Origin of the sequence: Pseudomonas sp. FDAARGOS_761, from assembly GCF_013343155.1 — a bacterium.
In the GTDB taxonomy this organism is placed as follows: domain Bacteria; phylum Pseudomonadota; class Gammaproteobacteria; order Pseudomonadales; family Pseudomonadaceae; genus Pseudomonas; species Pseudomonas aeruginosa.
The window spans coordinates 3,693,065-3,707,426 of record NZ_CP054572.1 but is presented as its reverse complement, the minus strand read 5'-3'; the positions used below and the strand labels follow the sequence as shown (position 1 = coordinate 3,707,426).

Here is a 14,362-nt window from a genome sequence, read left to right as displayed (position 1 = left end):
AGTGGGTGGAGGTCGAGTCATGTCCCGTGTCCTGGTTATCGAGAGCAGTGCCCGCCAACGGGGCTCGGTTTCCCGCCTGCTGACGGCGGAATTCATCTCCCACTGGAAAGCCGCGCATCCCGCTGATCGCTTCCAGGTCCGCGACCTGGCGCGCGAGCCGCTGCCGCACCTCGATGAATTATTGCTGGGAGCCTGGACCACTCCCTGCGATGGCCATAGCGCTGCGGAAAGGCGCGCCCTCGAGCGTTCCAATCGCCTGACCGAGGAGTTGCGGATAGCGGACGTGCTGGTGCTGGCGGCGCCGATGTACAACTTCGCCATTCCCAGCAGCCTGAAGAGCTGGTTCGACCATGTGCTGCGCGCCGGCCTGACCTTCCGTTACGCCGAGCAGGGGCCGGAAGGCCTGCTACAGGGCAAGCGCGCCTTCGTTCTCACCGCCCGCGGCGGAATCTACGCCGGCGGCGGTCTCGACCACCAGGAACCCTATCTGCGCCAGGTGCTGGGCTTCGTCGGCATCCACGACGTCACCTTCATCCACGCGGAGGGCATGAACATGGGCCCGGAGTTCCGTGAGAAAGGCCTGGCGCGAGCCCGCGAGCGGATGCTGCAGGCGCTGGAAACGAACACTTCCCTTTGCGTCCCTCTGCCAACGCTCCGGTGATTGGACGCAGCACCCGGTCGAACCCCTTCCCCCCGCGTGTTCGACCGGGTTTTTTTATTTCGCGATGGTTCCAGGCCCCGGATTCCGGAGCGCAGACAGTCTGGCAGGGGCTTTCGCGCTGGCGTTGTCGCATCGACACGGGTGAACGGCGCCAGGGGGCCGCGGGGACTGTTGCAAGGAGGACGGTGGACCCTGCCCGCAGAATGCTGTTGGCGGGCCGTGCATTGCGCCACCCGCCTCGCCGGCCCGGATGTTCAGTCGGTGCGCGCGCCCAGCAGATGTTCGATCCGTTCGATCACGCTTGCCGCTGTGGTGGCGCCTGAACTCAGTTGCTTCAGATCACCAGCCAGGTCAAGCAGAAGGGTGGGGAATGCGCGTACGCCCCACTCTCCACACTGGGCGAATTGCCGATAGACGGCTTGCCGTGCAGCGGCAGTGGCGAAATGCGCGCGGAAGTCTTCGAACGATAGCGAAGCGTCTTCGCAAATGGATCTATAAAAGTCCACGTTCTTGGGGTCCTCGCCTTCGACATAGAACTTGCGCTGCACGGCAGAGAAAAATGCCAGGGTCGCGGAGGCGACAGGCCGCTTCTGGTCGAGCATTTGCTCGGCGACCACAACGGCTCGGCAGGCAGGCTCCGTGTCATAGTCGAAATGCTTTGCCGACAGCAGGGAAAAACCGAATGGTTGACCGGTGACCTTGGCGATATGGGTCCATTCCCGGCGTAGAAACTCCCGGAACTCCGGCCCCCATGCGTCGCCCCCGCCCGCGCGCAGGCCGCCCATGGTGAGGGTGAAGCCGATACCCTTCTGTTCGCAGTACCGTGCGAGTTCTTCGAGCGTGGAGGAAATACCCCAGCACCAGGAGCACATGGGGTCGCCGATGTACCTGAGCGTGACTTCGCCGCCAGGGGCCTGCTTCGCCCCCTGGGGGAGGATGGGAGCAGCGTCGGGAATCCGGCAACTGCCGGTGGCCGGATCGCAGTTCATGAGTGTCATGGTTGGAGTCCACAGGTTGAGGCTGTATGGAGGTCTGCCGCGGCTATCGCGCCGCCAGCGCAGTGCCGGCCAGCCAATCGGTCGTCACGGGGCCCAGAACAGTTCGGCATAAGCCTTCTCGTCGAGCAGCGCATCCAGTTGCCCCGGGTTGCTGAGTTTGACCCTGAAGAACCAGCCGGCGCCCAACGGGTCGGTGTTGGCAAGCGTCGGGGTGTCGCGCAAGGCCGTGTTGACGGCGATGATTTCGCCGGAGACGGGGGTGTACAGGTTCGTCACCGCTTTGTCCGACTCGATCTCGGCCGCGGCGGCTCCCTGCGCCAACGTCTCGCCGACGTTGGGCAGGATCACCGAAATCAGGTTGCCCAGGCCGGCCAGCGCCCGTGGGGTGACACCGACGACAACGCTGTCGATAGCGTGGCCATCGAGGGTGTCGGCGAGGCGAACCCAGTAATGGTCTTTGGAAAATTGCATGGACACGGTCGTCTCCCGTTCAACCTGGAAAAACAGAGGTTATGCTGGTGCCCCCAGGCGTTTCTGGTCGGCGCCACCGACTTTCGAGGCCCAAGGCGTCGCAGCCTGGCCCTAGGCCGTCAGGGCGGCGACCTTGTCTTGTGCGTATTCCCGCAGTGTCCGCGGTCTCTTGCCGGTGAGCTTCATGACATCGTCGGTCACTACGCTCATCCAGCCTTGGCGCACCGGGTGGAAGATCGAGGCCATGTGCGCCGCATTGGCGGCGGGCACACCGTTGTTCTCCAGCATGTCGATGAACGCCTTGTCCGATGTCGCGGCGTATCGCACGGGCTTGCCGGTCACTTCGGACAGGATCGCCGCGGCATCGGCATAACTGAGCGCTTCGGGACCGGTGAGGTTGAATGCTTTGCCGTCGAAAGCGGTTGAGGTGAGCGCGGCGATGGCGCTGGCCGCAATATCGCGCACATCGATGAAACTGGTCCTGCTATCACCGGCTGGCAAGGCGATCTGCCCCTGGTCGAGGCCGGCTTTCCAGAAGTGATGGAAATTGTCGGAGAACCAGTTCGGCCGCAAGATCACATGGGGCGTGCCGGATTTCTCCAGCAGGATTTCCATTTGGCGCATGGGGTTGGCGTCATTCGCATCCACGCCAAAGGCGCTCTGGAAGACTATTTTCACCTTGCGGCTTGCGGCGGCTTCGACGAACGGCAGGAGCAGATCGCGTAAGTTCAGGTAGCCGGCGGGCAGGAGCATGTAAGTGCGATCCACACCCTCCAGGGCGGTGGCGATGGTTTCCGGTTTGCCGAAATCGAAGGGCGTACTCTCGACTCCATCCATTTTCCGATTTGCGCGGGAAGCGGCCTTGACGGCCTCTCCCTTGGCCAGCAGGCCTTCGACTAACGGCTTGCCGACTGTTCCCGTCGCACCTAGAACAAGAATTTTCTTCGACATATCGATCTCCAGGATGTCCGCCTCGAGCAGCGGGACGCGTTCAGGAAAGTCCAGGGGGGCTGACGTCGGCTGCGAAACCCAGCCACGGGTCTCGTCTGCGCTAGCGCTGGCGTCAGTCCGCGTAGAACCGGTACCTAGCGAGAGCTCAGCACTGGTCGGGGTGTTCCTCCAGTCCTTCGGCCTGTAGCGCGGCCCTGACTGCCGGACGGGCTGCAATCCTGGCCATGAAATCCATCAATGCTGGGAATGGGGCCAGCGAAATGCCGAATTGGGGGCACCAGCGCGTAAGGGCGAAGAGATGTGCGTCCGCGACGGTGAACTCGTCACCCAGGATGTATGGGCGGCCGTCCGCGAGGAGGTTGTTCAGGTAGGCCACTTTGGCTAGCACTGGGCGCTGCGCGGCCGTGGGGTCGTCCGAAGGGGACAGGTAGAACAGCGGGGTGAAGGACTTGTGGTAATCCGAAGAGAGGTAATTCAGTATCTCGTGCAAACGGCTGCGTTCCAGCGTTCCGTTGGCTGGCACCAACGTTGGGGCGTAGCGATCCGCGAGGTATTGGCTGATGGCGGCGCCTTCGGTCAGCAAGCCGCCTTCGAACTCGAGGGCGGGCGCCGTGCCCTTCGGGTTTATCTGGAAGTAATCGCCGCCCGAGGCGGTCTTGTGCTGCCACAGGTCGACCTTGGCCAGTTCGTGAGGCACGTTGGCCTCGCGAAGCACGATGTGGATGGCCAGCGAGCAAGAGCCGGGGGAGTAGTACAGTTTCATGATCGATATCCTTCGAGGTAGTTGCAGGTTCAAGCGACGCGCGCAGGGTGCGCCGGTGATTCATCGGCGCCTGGCTCAGGCATGCAGCTGTTGTCCGATCCTGGCGACGCGAGCGGCGTAGAGCTTCACGGTCTCGAGATCGCCGCTGGGAATGGCCTGGGCATCCGCGTCGGACGGCGACTGCACCAGCGCGCCGACCGAGGCGCCGAGGTTGTTGATATCCGCGCGGCTCGAGGCCGAGGTGTTGGCGGGAGCCAGGCCCAGGCTGACCCAGATGCCGCCGTGCTGGGACGCCAGCGTGTGCATGAGGATCAGGGAAACCTGCTTGTCGCCGTTCAGGCTTGCGCTGTTGGTGAAGCCGCCGAAGACCTTGTCCTGCCACTGCCGAACAAACCACTTCCTGGAAGTGGCGTCCGCGAACTTCTTGAATTGCCAAGGCACCGAGCCCATGTACGTGGGCGCGCCGAAGAGGATGGATTGCGCCTGGTCGAGCAGGTCCCAGGCTGCCTCGGGAATGTTGCCCTCGCTATCGATCTCGATCAGCGAAGCCTGTGCGCCTTCCGCCGCCGCTTGTGCTACGCGCTTGGTATGGCCATATCCGGAGAAATAAACAACGACTGCTTTTGACATGATGGTTCCCTGGTGGGTGGACGGAAGGAACCATAATTGGGATTGAGAATAAGAAAAATATTATCCAAAGTTACTCTTGGTTCAATAATCGCGAACAATCTATGGACAAACTCACCGCCATGGCCACCTTCGTGAAGGTGGTGGACGCCGGCAGCTTCACACGCGCGGCCGATGCCCTGGGCCTGCCGAAAGCTCGCGTTTCGCAGCGCGTCAGCGATCTTGAAAAGCATCTAGGCGTGCGCTTGCTCAATCGTACGACCCGTGCCCTGAGCCTTACGCACGATGGCAGCGCGTACTTCGACAAATGCCAGGTCCTGCTGCAGCAGATAGACGAACTGGAGGCCACGCTCAGGGGCGGGACGGCGACGCCCATCGGCCGGCTCAGAGTGGACTCCCTGATCACCATCGCCCGATGGGTGATCGCTCCAAGGCTGCACGACTTCCAGGCGCGCTACCCGAGGATCCAGCTGCGGCTGAGTAGTTCGGACCGGATCAGCAATCTGCTGGAGGACGGCATCGATTGCACGATCCGGGGAGGTGCGCTCAAGGACTCCAGCATGATCGCCAGGCATCTTTGCGACATCCAGATGGGCTTGTATGCCTCGCCCGAGTACCTGGCCTCCATAGGCGGCGTAGACAGTCCGGACGATCTATCGCAGTTCAGGCGGTTGAGCTGGTTCAGCGGCAGGGAGCGCAACCCGTTCATGTGGGAGCTGGAGTCCGGCCCGGAGCGTTTCGTGGTGCAGTCCGGCGATGGAATGCAGTTCGACGAACCCGACGTGGCTATTTCGGCCTGCGTGGCGGGCAGCGGCATCTGCCCTGGCGCCCCATTCGCGGTGGCTGGATTCGTACGCGCAGGGAAACTTGTTCCGGTACTGCCGCAATGGCACTTTTCTGCGGCGCCGGTGCATGTCATCTACCCGGGCTCCAGGCACCTGTCGGTTCGTGTGCGCTGCTTTGTGAACTGGGTCATGGAGCTGTTCGCGGAGAACCCCGAGATACAGCTCACGCCCATCGCGCTGGCGCTCGAGTCCGGCCTCGCGCAACGAACCTGAGGCCCGCCGCCGCCATTCCGGGGCAGCTCGTACCTTCCGCTATCCGGTGTGCGTGACCCGGATGCAAGGCTCGGCGGGTTCAGCCCCGGTTAGCGGACAAGCCGTTGTCCGGGACCGGCCGGTTCCTGGCGCCGAGTCGCGCCGACAGCACGATGGCGAGGACGATCAGGGCGCCGCCGAGGAACATCCGCGGCCCCGGTGTCTCATGGAACAACAGCCAGGCGAAGGCGATCCCGTAGACCGGCTCCAGGGCGAATACCAGCGCCGCGGTGCGGGCCTTGACCACCGCCAGGCTGGCCACGAACAGGCTGTGCGCCAGGCCGGTGCAGAACACGCCCAGCAGGGCCAGCCAGAGCCAGTCGAGAGCGGGTAGCGCCGGTAGTTCGCCGACCGCGAACGGCAGCAGGCACAGGGCGACTACCAGGTTCTGCCAGAGCGCCGCCTGCACCGGGCCGACCTGCCCGCTGTTGCTGCGGTTGGCCAGCGACAGCAGGGCGAACAGCAGGCCGGAAAGGATCGCCCAGAGCAGGCCGAGGGTGGCGCCGCTGGCGAGGTCGAAGTTCGGCGTGACCAGCACCAGGCCAAGGCTGACCAGGACTACCAGCAGTCCTTCCGCGAGATGAATGCGCTCGCGGAAGAGCAGCCCTTCGAGGATTACCGTGAAGGCCGGGAAGCTGGCGAAGCCGAGGGTGGCGATGGCCACGCCGGCGGTCTTCACGGCGATGAAGAAACTCACCCAGTGCCCGGCCAGGAGCAGGCCGCAGAGCGCCAGGCGCAGCCATTGCGCGGATCCCAGGGCGCGCCAGGCCTGGCCCGCGAGGCGGGCGAAGAGGCCGAGGGCGAGCACCGCGAACAGCGCGCGACCGAACACGATCACCCCGGGGGAGGCGCTGGCCAGCTTGCCGAATACCCCGGTCAGGCCGAAGAGGAGGGCGCCGCCGTGCAGGGCGGCGAGGGCGGAACGTCGATTCATGGGGATCCTTCAGGCCAGGCGCGCACCGTTGGGCAGGGGCTTGTCGAAGCCGGCCAGGACCACCTTGTCCTCGCTATCGTAGACCCCGGTGACCAGGACCTCCGAGCGCACTCCGGCGATCTGCTTCGGAGCGAAGTTGCAGACGCAGAGAACCTGACGGCCGACCAGTTCCTCGGCCTGGTAGTGCGCGGTCAGTTGCGCACTGGAGGTGCGCAGGCCGAGCGGACCGAGGTCGACCTCGAGGATGTAGGCGGGTTTGCGTGCCTTGGGGTTGGGCGCGGCGCCGAGGATGGTGCCGACGCGCAGTTCGACGCGTTCGAAATCCTGCCATTCGATGATGTCCATGCTGACTCCTGGTCTGTCGATGGGCAGAGAGTAAGGAGTCGCGACGGATTTGTCTGTCGTGCGGCTAGCCGGTTTTGTCGCGGGACTCGCGACGCAATTGCCGCGGGGTGACGCCGAACTCGCGGACCAGCGCCGCGGTGAAGGCGCTCTGCGAGGCGTAGCCGACCCGGGCGGCGATCTCGCCCACCGCCAGGCTGCTCTCCAGCAGCAGTTCGTGGGCCTGGTGCAGGCGCCGGCTGCGCGCGTAGTCCATGGGCGTCTGCCCGGTCTCGGCGAGGAACAGGCTGTGGAAGCGCGCCACCGAAAGACCGGCCAGCCGTGCCAGGTCGGCGACCTGCAACGGATGGGCGGCATGGCGGTCGAGGTAGGCGTCCAGGCTGGCCAGCGGCAGGCGGGGCTGCTGGCGCGGCGGCTGGCGCTCGCTGGCCAGGCTGGCGAGGAGCAGGCCGGCGCCCTGGTGGGCGATCACCGGGTCGTTGATCGGGCCGCTGGCCAGCCAGTTCACCAGTTGGCCCTGGGCGGGCGTCAGCGACAGCGCCTGCGGTCGCTCGAACAGCCGCCGACCGGCTTCGGCGTGTTCGCCCAGGCCCAGCAGCAGGCTGCCGTCGCAGGGCAGGTCGAGGACCAGGCAGCGGCTGCCGGCGGGACTCGAGCAGGCATGCCGGGCTTGCGCCGGCACCACCGCGAAGGTCTGCCGCAACACGCGGCTGCCGCGCCCCTCGACCTCGAACTCGAGGCAGCCGCTGAGGCCCAGGACCAATTGGGCATGGTCATGGCTGTGGACGATCTGGTCGTGGCTGTAGTGGCGCAGGGAAAGGATCGAACCCATGGCGAAGCTCCCGGAGGCAGGCGCCCAGTCTACCCGCTGGCGCCGGCGACAGACAGTCGCGCCCTGTCACGCAACGGTCGCCGGCCTGTCACAGTCGTTTCACCGGCGCCGTCCAAGATCGGAAAAACACCGTCGGAGACCCGCCGATGAGCACCGCGCAACGCTTCACCTCGAACCGCAAGCAGCGGGTTCGGACCCTGTGGATCTCGGATGTCCACCTGGGGACGCGGGATTGCCAGGCCGAACACCTGGCGGCGTTCCTCAAGCGCTACCACGCCGATCGCATCTACCTGGTGGGCGACATCATCGACGGCTGGAAGCTGCGCGGCGGCATCTACTGGCCGCAGGCGCACACCAACGTGATCCGCCGCCTGCTCACCCTGAGCAAGCGCGGCACCGAGGTGATCTACGTCACCGGCAACCATGACGAATTCCTGCGCCGCTATTCGAGCCTGATCCTCGGCAACATCCGCCTGGTCGACGAGGCGGTGCACAGTACCGCCGACGGCCGCAAGCTGCTGGTGATACACGGCGACCAGTTCGACGTGATCACCCGCTACCACCGCTGGCTGGCGTTCCTCGGCGACTCCGCCTACGAGTTCACCCTGCTCCTCAACCGTTGGCTGAACCACTGGCGGCGGCGCTGGGGCTACGGCTACTGGTCGCTGTCGGCGTACCTCAAGCACAAGGTCAAGACCGCGGTGAACTTCATCAGCGACTTCGAGGAAGCCATCGCCCACGAGTGCCACAAGCGCGGGCTCGACGGGGTGGTCTGCGGGCACATCCACCATGCCGAGATCCGCCGCATCGAGGGCGTCGACTACCTCAACTGCGGCGACTGGGTAGAATCCTGCACGGCGCTGATCGAACATTGGGACGGCAGCATCCAGCTCTACCGCCTGGCCGAGGAGCAGGCGCGGCTGGCGGCGCAGGCCGCGGCGGTCGAGCCGGCGGCATGAGGCTATTGATCGTCAGCGACGCCTGGTTACCGCAAGTCAACGGAGTCGTCACCAGCCTGCTGGCCCTGCAGCGCGAGCTGGAACTGCTGGGCCACCAGGTACGGGTGCTGTCGCCCGCCGACTTCCGCTGCCTGCCCTGTCCCAGCTATCCGGAAATCCCCCTGGCCTGGAATCTCTGGCGCCTCGGCGGGCTGATCGAGGCCTTCGCCCCGGATGCCGTGCACCTGGCCACCGAGGGGCCGCTCGGCTGGGCCGCGCGGCGCTGGCTGGGCAAGCGCGGCCTGGACTTCACCTCGGCGATCCATACGCGCTTTCCCGAATACCTGCGTGACCGCTGTCCGTGGCTGCCGCTGTCCTGGGGCTATGCCTTCCTGCGCGCCTTCCATCGGCCGAGCCGGGCGGTGCTGGTGAGCACCCCGCGCCTGCGCGACGAGTTCTGCGCCTGGCGCTTCCAGCACCTGCAGCTGTGGCGCAAGGGCGTCGATACCGAACTGTTCCATCCCGCCGAGACACCCGCGGCGGAAGAGCGGCCGCCGGTGTTCCTGTATGTCGGGCGGCTGGCGACGGAAAAGAACCTGGAGGCGTTCCTCGATCTCGAACTGCCGGGCGAAAAATGGCTGGTGGGCGACGGCCCGCAGCGGGCGGCGCTGGAGCAGCGCTATCCACAGGCGCGTTTTCTCGGCTACCGCCATGGCCGCGCGCTGGCCGACGCCTACCGGGCGGCCTCGGTGCTGGTGTTTCCCTCGCTGACCGATACCTATGGCCTGGTGATGCTCGAAGCACTGGCCTGCGGCGTGCCGGTGGCGGCCTTCGCCGTGCCGGGGCCGCTGGATGTATTGCAGCAGGGCGTGACCGGGGTCATGCACGAGGATCTTGGCGAAGCCTGCCGCCAGGCGCTGGCGCTGGATCGCCAGGCCTGCGGGCGCTGGGCGCGGGAGCAGTCCTGGCGGGTTTCGGCGGAGGAGTTCCTGGCGCTGCAGGCGAGCGGTCCGCGGACTGCGCCGGAATGGCGCGACGAACTGCCGGCGGCGCTCGACGAACTCAGAGGATGACCTTGTCGCGTAGGCGCTCGGCGGCCTGTTGCAGGGCCTGGATGACCCGTTCCTTGTCGTAGTTCTGGATGTTGTTGGTGTCCAGGTACATGGAGAAGCCGGGCAATTCGTGTTCGACGTAGCTGGGCGCGGCGCCGAGGTCGCGGCGCGAGTCCACCACCTGGTAGATCTGCACCGGGCGGCTGAAGCCCTTGACCGCGATCTGGCCCTTGTCGCGGCACATGATCACGTCCTTGATCAGCGAGTAGGTCTCGTGGGAAATGAGGATTTCGCCGGCTTCCGAGGCGCTTTCCAGGCGGCTGGCGAGGTTCACCTCGCGGCCGATGATGGTGTAGTCCATGCGCGTGTCGGCGCCGAAGTTACCCACCGTGCAATAGCCGGTGTTGATGCCCATGCGGATTTCCAGCGGCTTGGTGATGCCCTGGGCCCGCCACTGCTGGCGCAGCACCTTCATGTGCTTGCGCATGGCGATGCCCATCGATACCGCAGCCACCGCGTCCTTCTTCGCGCCCTGGGTGCTGGGGTCGCCGAAGAACACCATGACGCAGTCGCCGACGAACTTGTCGATGGTACCGCCGTACTTGAGGGCGATCTTCGACATTTCGTTGAGGTAGTTGTTGAGCAGGTCGGTCAGGGCCTCGGCTTCCAGTTCCTCGGATAGCTCGGTGAAGCCGCGGATGTCGGAGAAGAACACGGTGAGCTTCTTGCGCTGGGTTTCCAGGCGCACGCTCTTCTTGCCGCTGAAGATCATTTCCCAGACCTGCGGCGACAGGTACTTGGCCAGGTTGCGCGCGAGCCGCGCGGCCTTTTCCTGCTCGCGGGCGATCTCCTGGCGCACCTGGGCCAGTCGCAGGCCCTGCTGGTGGCCGAAGAAGGCGGTGATGCAGATGTACAGTCCGCAGAACAGGATGCTGACCGCGGCCACCTCGACCGGGGTATTGCCCAGCAGCGGCGGGGCGACGAGCACGGCGACCAGCAGGGCGCTGCTGGCCGATACCAGCAGGGCCATGCCGAGCAGGCGCAGGCCGCCGATGACCAGCGCGGTGAAGCTCAGAACCAGCAGGAACATCAGGCTGGGCACCACGGAGAAGCCGAGCAGCGCCATGCCCAGGCCGCAGTGCACGGCGTCCACCGCGAGCAGGACGCGGGTCACCTTGCGCGGGTCGTGCTGGCGGAAGCGCTGGCCGAGGTGGTACGCCAGGTGCGGGTAGAGCAGCGCATAGGGCACCATCCAGAGGATGCCGTAGCTGAAATACTGGGTGTAGGTTCCCGCCGCGATGCTGGCGCCACAGGCGATATAGGCCAGCACGCGCGAATAGTATTCACGCATGGACGCGACGGACCGGCTCGTCGGCGAGCGGTCGGGGAGGGTAGGCTTCATGCGCTGGAGAGGATCCCTGTGTATTTTCGTCCTGGCTCGGCTTCGTGAGCTTTCCGCCTGAGGAATGGCGGTTGGCCAGGTTGCTGGCGGAATCTTAACCAAGCGTTTGCGCGGCGGCCAGTGACAGCTGAGCGATAGTTCAGGAAAGCGCACCGATCCGGGACCGACGGTCGTCCCGGCGGAGCGACCGGCCCGGGCGGCCGGCCGCGCGGGACGGGTCAGAAGCGGATGCGACCGGTGAAAGCGTCCTTGAGCATCACCCAGTCGCCCATGAACGACCACAGCGGGTACTTGAAGGTGGCCGGGCGGTTCTTCTCGAAGACGAAGTGGCCGACCCAGGCGAAGCCGTAGCCCACCAGCGGCAGCGCCAGCAGCCATAGCCACTGCTGGCTGGCCACGGCGAGGAACAGCACCGCCAGCACCAGCAGGCTGCCGACGTAGTGTAGGCGGCGGCACACCGCATTGCTGTGTTCCTGCAGGTAGTAGGGGTAGAACTCGGCGAAACTGTGGAAACGCTCGTCGTCAGGGCTGCTCATGGAATGCCTCCTCTCGTTGTGTCCGCGCAGTGTAGTGCGAGCCGCTCGATGTCGCGGATGACATACAGGGCCAGTTTAGTATCCTTGGGCCGCCAGGCCGGTCGACGGTCGGCGTGCCTCCCGCCAGAACAAGAAGAGACCGATGCCGGAACGTACAACCTTGTCCAGCTGGGTCCAGGGCATCGTCCTCGCCCTGGAGCTGGAAGGCCTCGACGGACGCCAGCTGTTCGCCGAGCTGGGCCTCGACTACCAGGCCCTGCAGGACCCCGACGCGCGCTTCCCGCAGGATGCGATGAGCCGTCTGTGGCTGCGTGCGGTGGCGCTCAGCGGCAACCCGGCGATCGCCCTGAACATCGCCCGGGTCCGGCGCCCGGCTTTCCACGTCGTCGGCTATGCGCTGATGTCGAGCCGCAACCTGGCGGAAGGCTTCGCGCGCCTGGAACGCTACCAGCGGATCATCGCGGAAGCCTCCGACCTGACTTTCCGCCGCACGCCGCAGGGCTATCGACTCGGCGTCACGGTGCATGGCGATCGCCTGCCGGCGCCGCCGCAGAGTGCCGAATGCTCGCTGGCCTACCTGGTGGACATGGTCCGCTGGATCACCGGCCGGCCGCTGGACCCGCTGGCGGTGGAACTGCCCGGCGCGCCCCGCGAGCCGCTGGCACCCTATGCCGAGCTGTTCCGCGCGCCGCTGCGCTTTCACGCCGAGGAGTTCGCGCTGGTGTTTTCCCGCGTCGACCTCGAGACGCCGCTACCCTCGGCCAACGAGGCGCTGGCCCAGTTGCACGATCGCTTCGCCGGCGAATACCTGGCGCGTTTCAGCACCAGCCGCATCACCCATCTGGCCCGGCAGACCCTGTGCCGGCTGTTGCCGCAGGGAGAACCCAAGCGCGAACGAGTGGCCCAGGCGCTGCACCTGTCGCAGCGCACCTTGCAACGACGCCTCCAGGAGGAGGGCACCAGCTACCAGCAACTGCTCGACGACACACGTCGGGATATGGCCGATCAGTATCTCCAGCAGCCCGGCCTGACCTTGCTGGAGGTCGCCTACCTGCTGGGTTTCGCCGATCCGAGCAATTTCTTCCGGGCATTCCGCCGCTGGTTCGGCTGCACGCCCAACGAATACCGGGCGCGCCGCCAGGAGCGCCCGGGCTAGTCGCCAGGCCAGGCGGTACGCTTCAGGGCTGCCCGGCGGGTTGCGCCGAGGCCTGGCGCAGGGTCCAGTCGAGGACCTGGGCCGACAGCGTGTCGCCGGCCTTGCCGAAGGCGCTGACCACCGCCGCGACCTTCTTGCCGTCCACCGGCTGGCTGACCTCGAAACGCCGGCTGGCGACCACGCGCTTGTCGTCGGTACGCACCAGGCGCGCGTCGTAGCGGATCAGCGCGCTGGCCTGGCCGTTCGGGTACTCGGTCTGGAAGGCGCGAAGGTCGCCGCCCAGTTCGAAATCGGCCTGCAGGTTGCTGTCGTCGCTGCTCAGGCCGCGGACCCGGCCGTCGGCCTGGAACGCCTGCATCAGACGGTCACGCAGCAGCGACGGTGCCGGATCGCTCCAGCGCGCGCCCTGGTACACGCTGATTTCGTCGCCGTGCGGGCGCACTGCGATGCGCGGGCTCTCCAGCACCAGGCTGGTACGCGGCCGGGCGATCCGCAGCGACCAGTCGACCGGCCGCGCGGCGGCGCTGGCCGGAGGGTTGTGCACCGGTAGCAGGTAGACCTGGAGGACCTGCGCTTCCGGCAGGATCGAGCAGGCGCCGAGGGTGGCGAGCGCGGCCAGGCCGGCGGCCAGGGACAGGCGACGCAGCGGGCGAAGGGCGAGCCTCATGGGGTGAACTCCTTGGTTTTTTCCCGGCCCAGCAGGTAGTTCGCCGGGTTCTCTTCCAGGCGCCGGCTGATTCCGCGCAGTGCCGCCAGGGTATCGCGCAGTTCGCTGACCGCCGGGCCCAGCTCGGCGAGTCCCTGGATGCCGCCGTCCAGCGAGTGGCGATTCTCGCTGATCAACTGGTCGAGGGTGGCGCTGGTGCGCTCCAGCGAAGCCATGGTCTTGTTGGCGTTTTCCAGCATCCCCTTGCCTTGCTCGTTGAGCAGGCCGTTGGCGCTGCGCATCAACTCGCTGGCCTGGGCCAGCGCGGCGTTGGCCTGCCTGCTCGCCTGGGCCAACTGCTGCATCACCGCGCTGACGTTCTCGCGCTCGGCGGAGAGCGCGCCGGTGGCCTGGTCGAGATGGTCGAGGGTGCGGCTGATGCGCGCTGTGTTTTCCTCGGAGAGCAGGTTGCTGAAGCGCGCGATGAGCTGGTTGATGTTGCCCATCAGGTCTTCGCCGTTGCTCAGCAACTGGGTCAGCGGCGAGGGCGTGGCGACGATCACCGGGATCTTCCCGTCCTTGCCCTCCAGCATCGGGCTGGCGGGCGTGCCGCTGCTGAGCTGGATGATCGAGGTGCCGGTGATCCCGGTGAGCGCCAGCTTGGCGGTGGTGTCCTGCTTGATCGGCGCGCTGGCCACCACGCGGATGCGTGCCCAGACCTTGCGCGGGTCCTGCGGATCGAGGCGGAGGAAGGCCACGTCGCCGACCTTGATCCCGCTGTACTGCACCGAGCTGCCCTGGGAAAGGCCGCTGACCGCTTCGTTGAAGACGATGTCGTAGTAGTTGAACTTGCCCTCCGAGCCGGACTTGGCCAGCCACAGGCCGAAGAGCAGGGCGGCGCCGATCACGATCACGCTGAACAGGCCGATCAACACATGGTGGGCTCGGGTTTCCAT

Annotated in this window: 17 protein-coding genes; 5 read left to right on the top strand and 12 right to left on the bottom strand. The window is 66.1% G+C overall.

Annotation, left to right across the window (positions count from 1 at the left end):
• The first annotated feature begins 19 nt into the window (after nt 1–19).
• Nucleotides 20–661 (top strand): FMN-dependent NADH-azoreductase AzoR3, encoded by a 642-nt coding sequence (gene azoR3 / locus FOC67_RS17255; protein ID WP_003091530.1) that lies wholly within the window; start codon nt 20–22, stop codon nt 659–661.
• Between the two features lie 254 nt (nt 662–915).
• Here azoR3 and FOC67_RS17250 read toward each other — a convergent pair whose 3' ends face one another.
• The 5 genes from FOC67_RS17250 to FOC67_RS17230 all read right to left on the bottom strand — a co-directional run bounded on the left by FOC67_RS17250 (nt 916) and on the right by FOC67_RS17230 (nt 4,474).
• Nucleotides 916–1,659, bottom strand: a complete 744-nt coding sequence (locus FOC67_RS17250) for a DsbA family protein (RefSeq protein ID WP_003109186.1) — start codon at nt 1,657–1,659, stop codon at nt 916–918.
• Nucleotides 1,660–1,743: 84 nt separating this feature from the next.
• On the bottom strand, nt 1,744–2,130 hold the full coding sequence (locus tag FOC67_RS17245) for a glycine cleavage system protein H (protein WP_009313725.1): 387 nt from the start codon (nt 2,128–2,130) through the stop codon (nt 1,744–1,746).
• 111 nt (nt 2,131–2,241) lie between these two features.
• Nucleotides 2,242–3,081, bottom strand: a complete 840-nt coding sequence (locus FOC67_RS17240; RefSeq protein ID WP_009313726.1) for an SDR family oxidoreductase — start codon at nt 3,079–3,081, stop codon at nt 2,242–2,244.
• A 145-nt stretch (nt 3,082–3,226) separates the two neighbouring features.
• Nucleotides 3,227–3,844, bottom strand: a complete 618-nt coding sequence (locus FOC67_RS17235) for a glutathione binding-like protein (protein ID WP_009313727.1) — start codon at nt 3,842–3,844, stop codon at nt 3,227–3,229.
• Between the two features lie 75 nt (nt 3,845–3,919).
• On the bottom strand, nt 3,920–4,474 hold the full coding sequence (locus tag FOC67_RS17230; protein ID WP_003109189.1) for an NAD(P)H-dependent oxidoreductase: 555 nt from the start codon (nt 4,472–4,474) through the stop codon (nt 3,920–3,922).
• Nucleotides 4,475–4,575: 101 nt separating this feature from the next.
• On the opposite strand from FOC67_RS17230, the gene FOC67_RS17225 reads away from it, so the two are divergent.
• On the top strand, nt 4,576–5,529 hold the full coding sequence (locus FOC67_RS17225; RefSeq protein ID WP_009313729.1) for a LysR family transcriptional regulator: 954 nt from the start codon (nt 4,576–4,578) through the stop codon (nt 5,527–5,529).
• Between the two features lie 79 nt (nt 5,530–5,608).
• On the opposite strand, the gene FOC67_RS17220 is transcribed toward FOC67_RS17225, so the two are convergent.
• The 3 genes from FOC67_RS17220 to FOC67_RS17210 form a co-directional block, all read right to left on the bottom strand.
• Nucleotides 5,609–6,502 (bottom strand): DMT family transporter, encoded by an 894-nt coding sequence (locus tag FOC67_RS17220; protein ID WP_003130462.1) that lies wholly within the window; start codon nt 6,500–6,502, stop codon nt 5,609–5,611.
• A 9-nt stretch (nt 6,503–6,511) separates the two neighbouring features.
• Nucleotides 6,512–6,847 (bottom strand): tRNA-binding protein, encoded by a 336-nt coding sequence (locus FOC67_RS17215; protein ID WP_003091512.1) that lies wholly within the window; start codon nt 6,845–6,847, stop codon nt 6,512–6,514.
• A gap of 64 nt (nt 6,848–6,911) precedes the next feature.
• Nucleotides 6,912–7,676 (bottom strand): helix-turn-helix domain-containing protein, encoded by a 765-nt coding sequence (locus tag FOC67_RS17210; protein WP_003091511.1) that lies wholly within the window; start codon nt 7,674–7,676, stop codon nt 6,912–6,914.
• Between the two features lie 146 nt (nt 7,677–7,822).
• Between FOC67_RS17210 and FOC67_RS17205 the strand changes: the two genes are divergently transcribed.
• Nucleotides 7,823–8,635 carry a UDP-2,3-diacylglucosamine diphosphatase gene (locus tag FOC67_RS17205; RefSeq protein WP_003091510.1) on the top strand — a complete coding sequence of 271 codons (813 nt, stop codon included), beginning with the start codon at nt 7,823–7,825 and terminating at the stop codon, nt 8,633–8,635.
• Nucleotides 8,632–9,687 carry a glycosyltransferase family 1 protein gene (locus tag FOC67_RS17200; protein ID WP_023097370.1) on the top strand — a complete coding sequence of 352 codons (1,056 nt, stop codon included), beginning with the start codon at nt 8,632–8,634 and terminating at the stop codon, nt 9,685–9,687. Before FOC67_RS17205 ends, FOC67_RS17200 begins: the two co-directional genes overlap by 4 nt.
• On the opposite strand, the gene FOC67_RS17195 is transcribed toward FOC67_RS17200, so the two are convergent.
• Nucleotides 9,677–11,068, bottom strand: coding sequence for an adenylate/guanylate cyclase domain-containing protein (locus FOC67_RS17195; protein WP_019485235.1), 1,392 nt, complete (start codon nt 11,066–11,068; stop codon nt 9,677–9,679). The genes FOC67_RS17200 and FOC67_RS17195 overlap by 11 nt on opposite strands.
• A 218-nt stretch (nt 11,069–11,286) precedes the next feature.
• Nucleotides 11,287–11,604, bottom strand: coding sequence for an Mpo1-like protein (locus FOC67_RS17190; RefSeq protein WP_003091504.1), 318 nt, complete (start codon nt 11,602–11,604; stop codon nt 11,287–11,289).
• Between the two features lie 142 nt (nt 11,605–11,746).
• Between FOC67_RS17190 and FOC67_RS17185 the strand changes: the two genes are divergently transcribed.
• Nucleotides 11,747–12,760: an AraC family transcriptional regulator gene (locus FOC67_RS17185; protein ID WP_031627542.1), complete on the top strand. Its 1,014-nt coding sequence runs from the start codon at nt 11,747–11,749 to the stop codon at nt 12,758–12,760.
• Between the two features lie 22 nt (nt 12,761–12,782).
• On the opposite strand, the gene FOC67_RS17180 is transcribed toward FOC67_RS17185, so the two are convergent.
• Entirely contained in the window at nt 12,783–13,427 is a 645-nt protein-coding gene (locus FOC67_RS17180) for an ABC-type transport auxiliary lipoprotein family protein (protein WP_003130465.1), read from the bottom strand.
• On the bottom strand, nt 13,424–14,362 hold the full coding sequence (locus FOC67_RS17175; protein WP_003091500.1) for an MlaD family protein: 939 nt from the start codon (nt 14,360–14,362) through the stop codon (nt 13,424–13,426). Before FOC67_RS17175 ends, FOC67_RS17180 begins: the two co-directional genes overlap by 4 nt.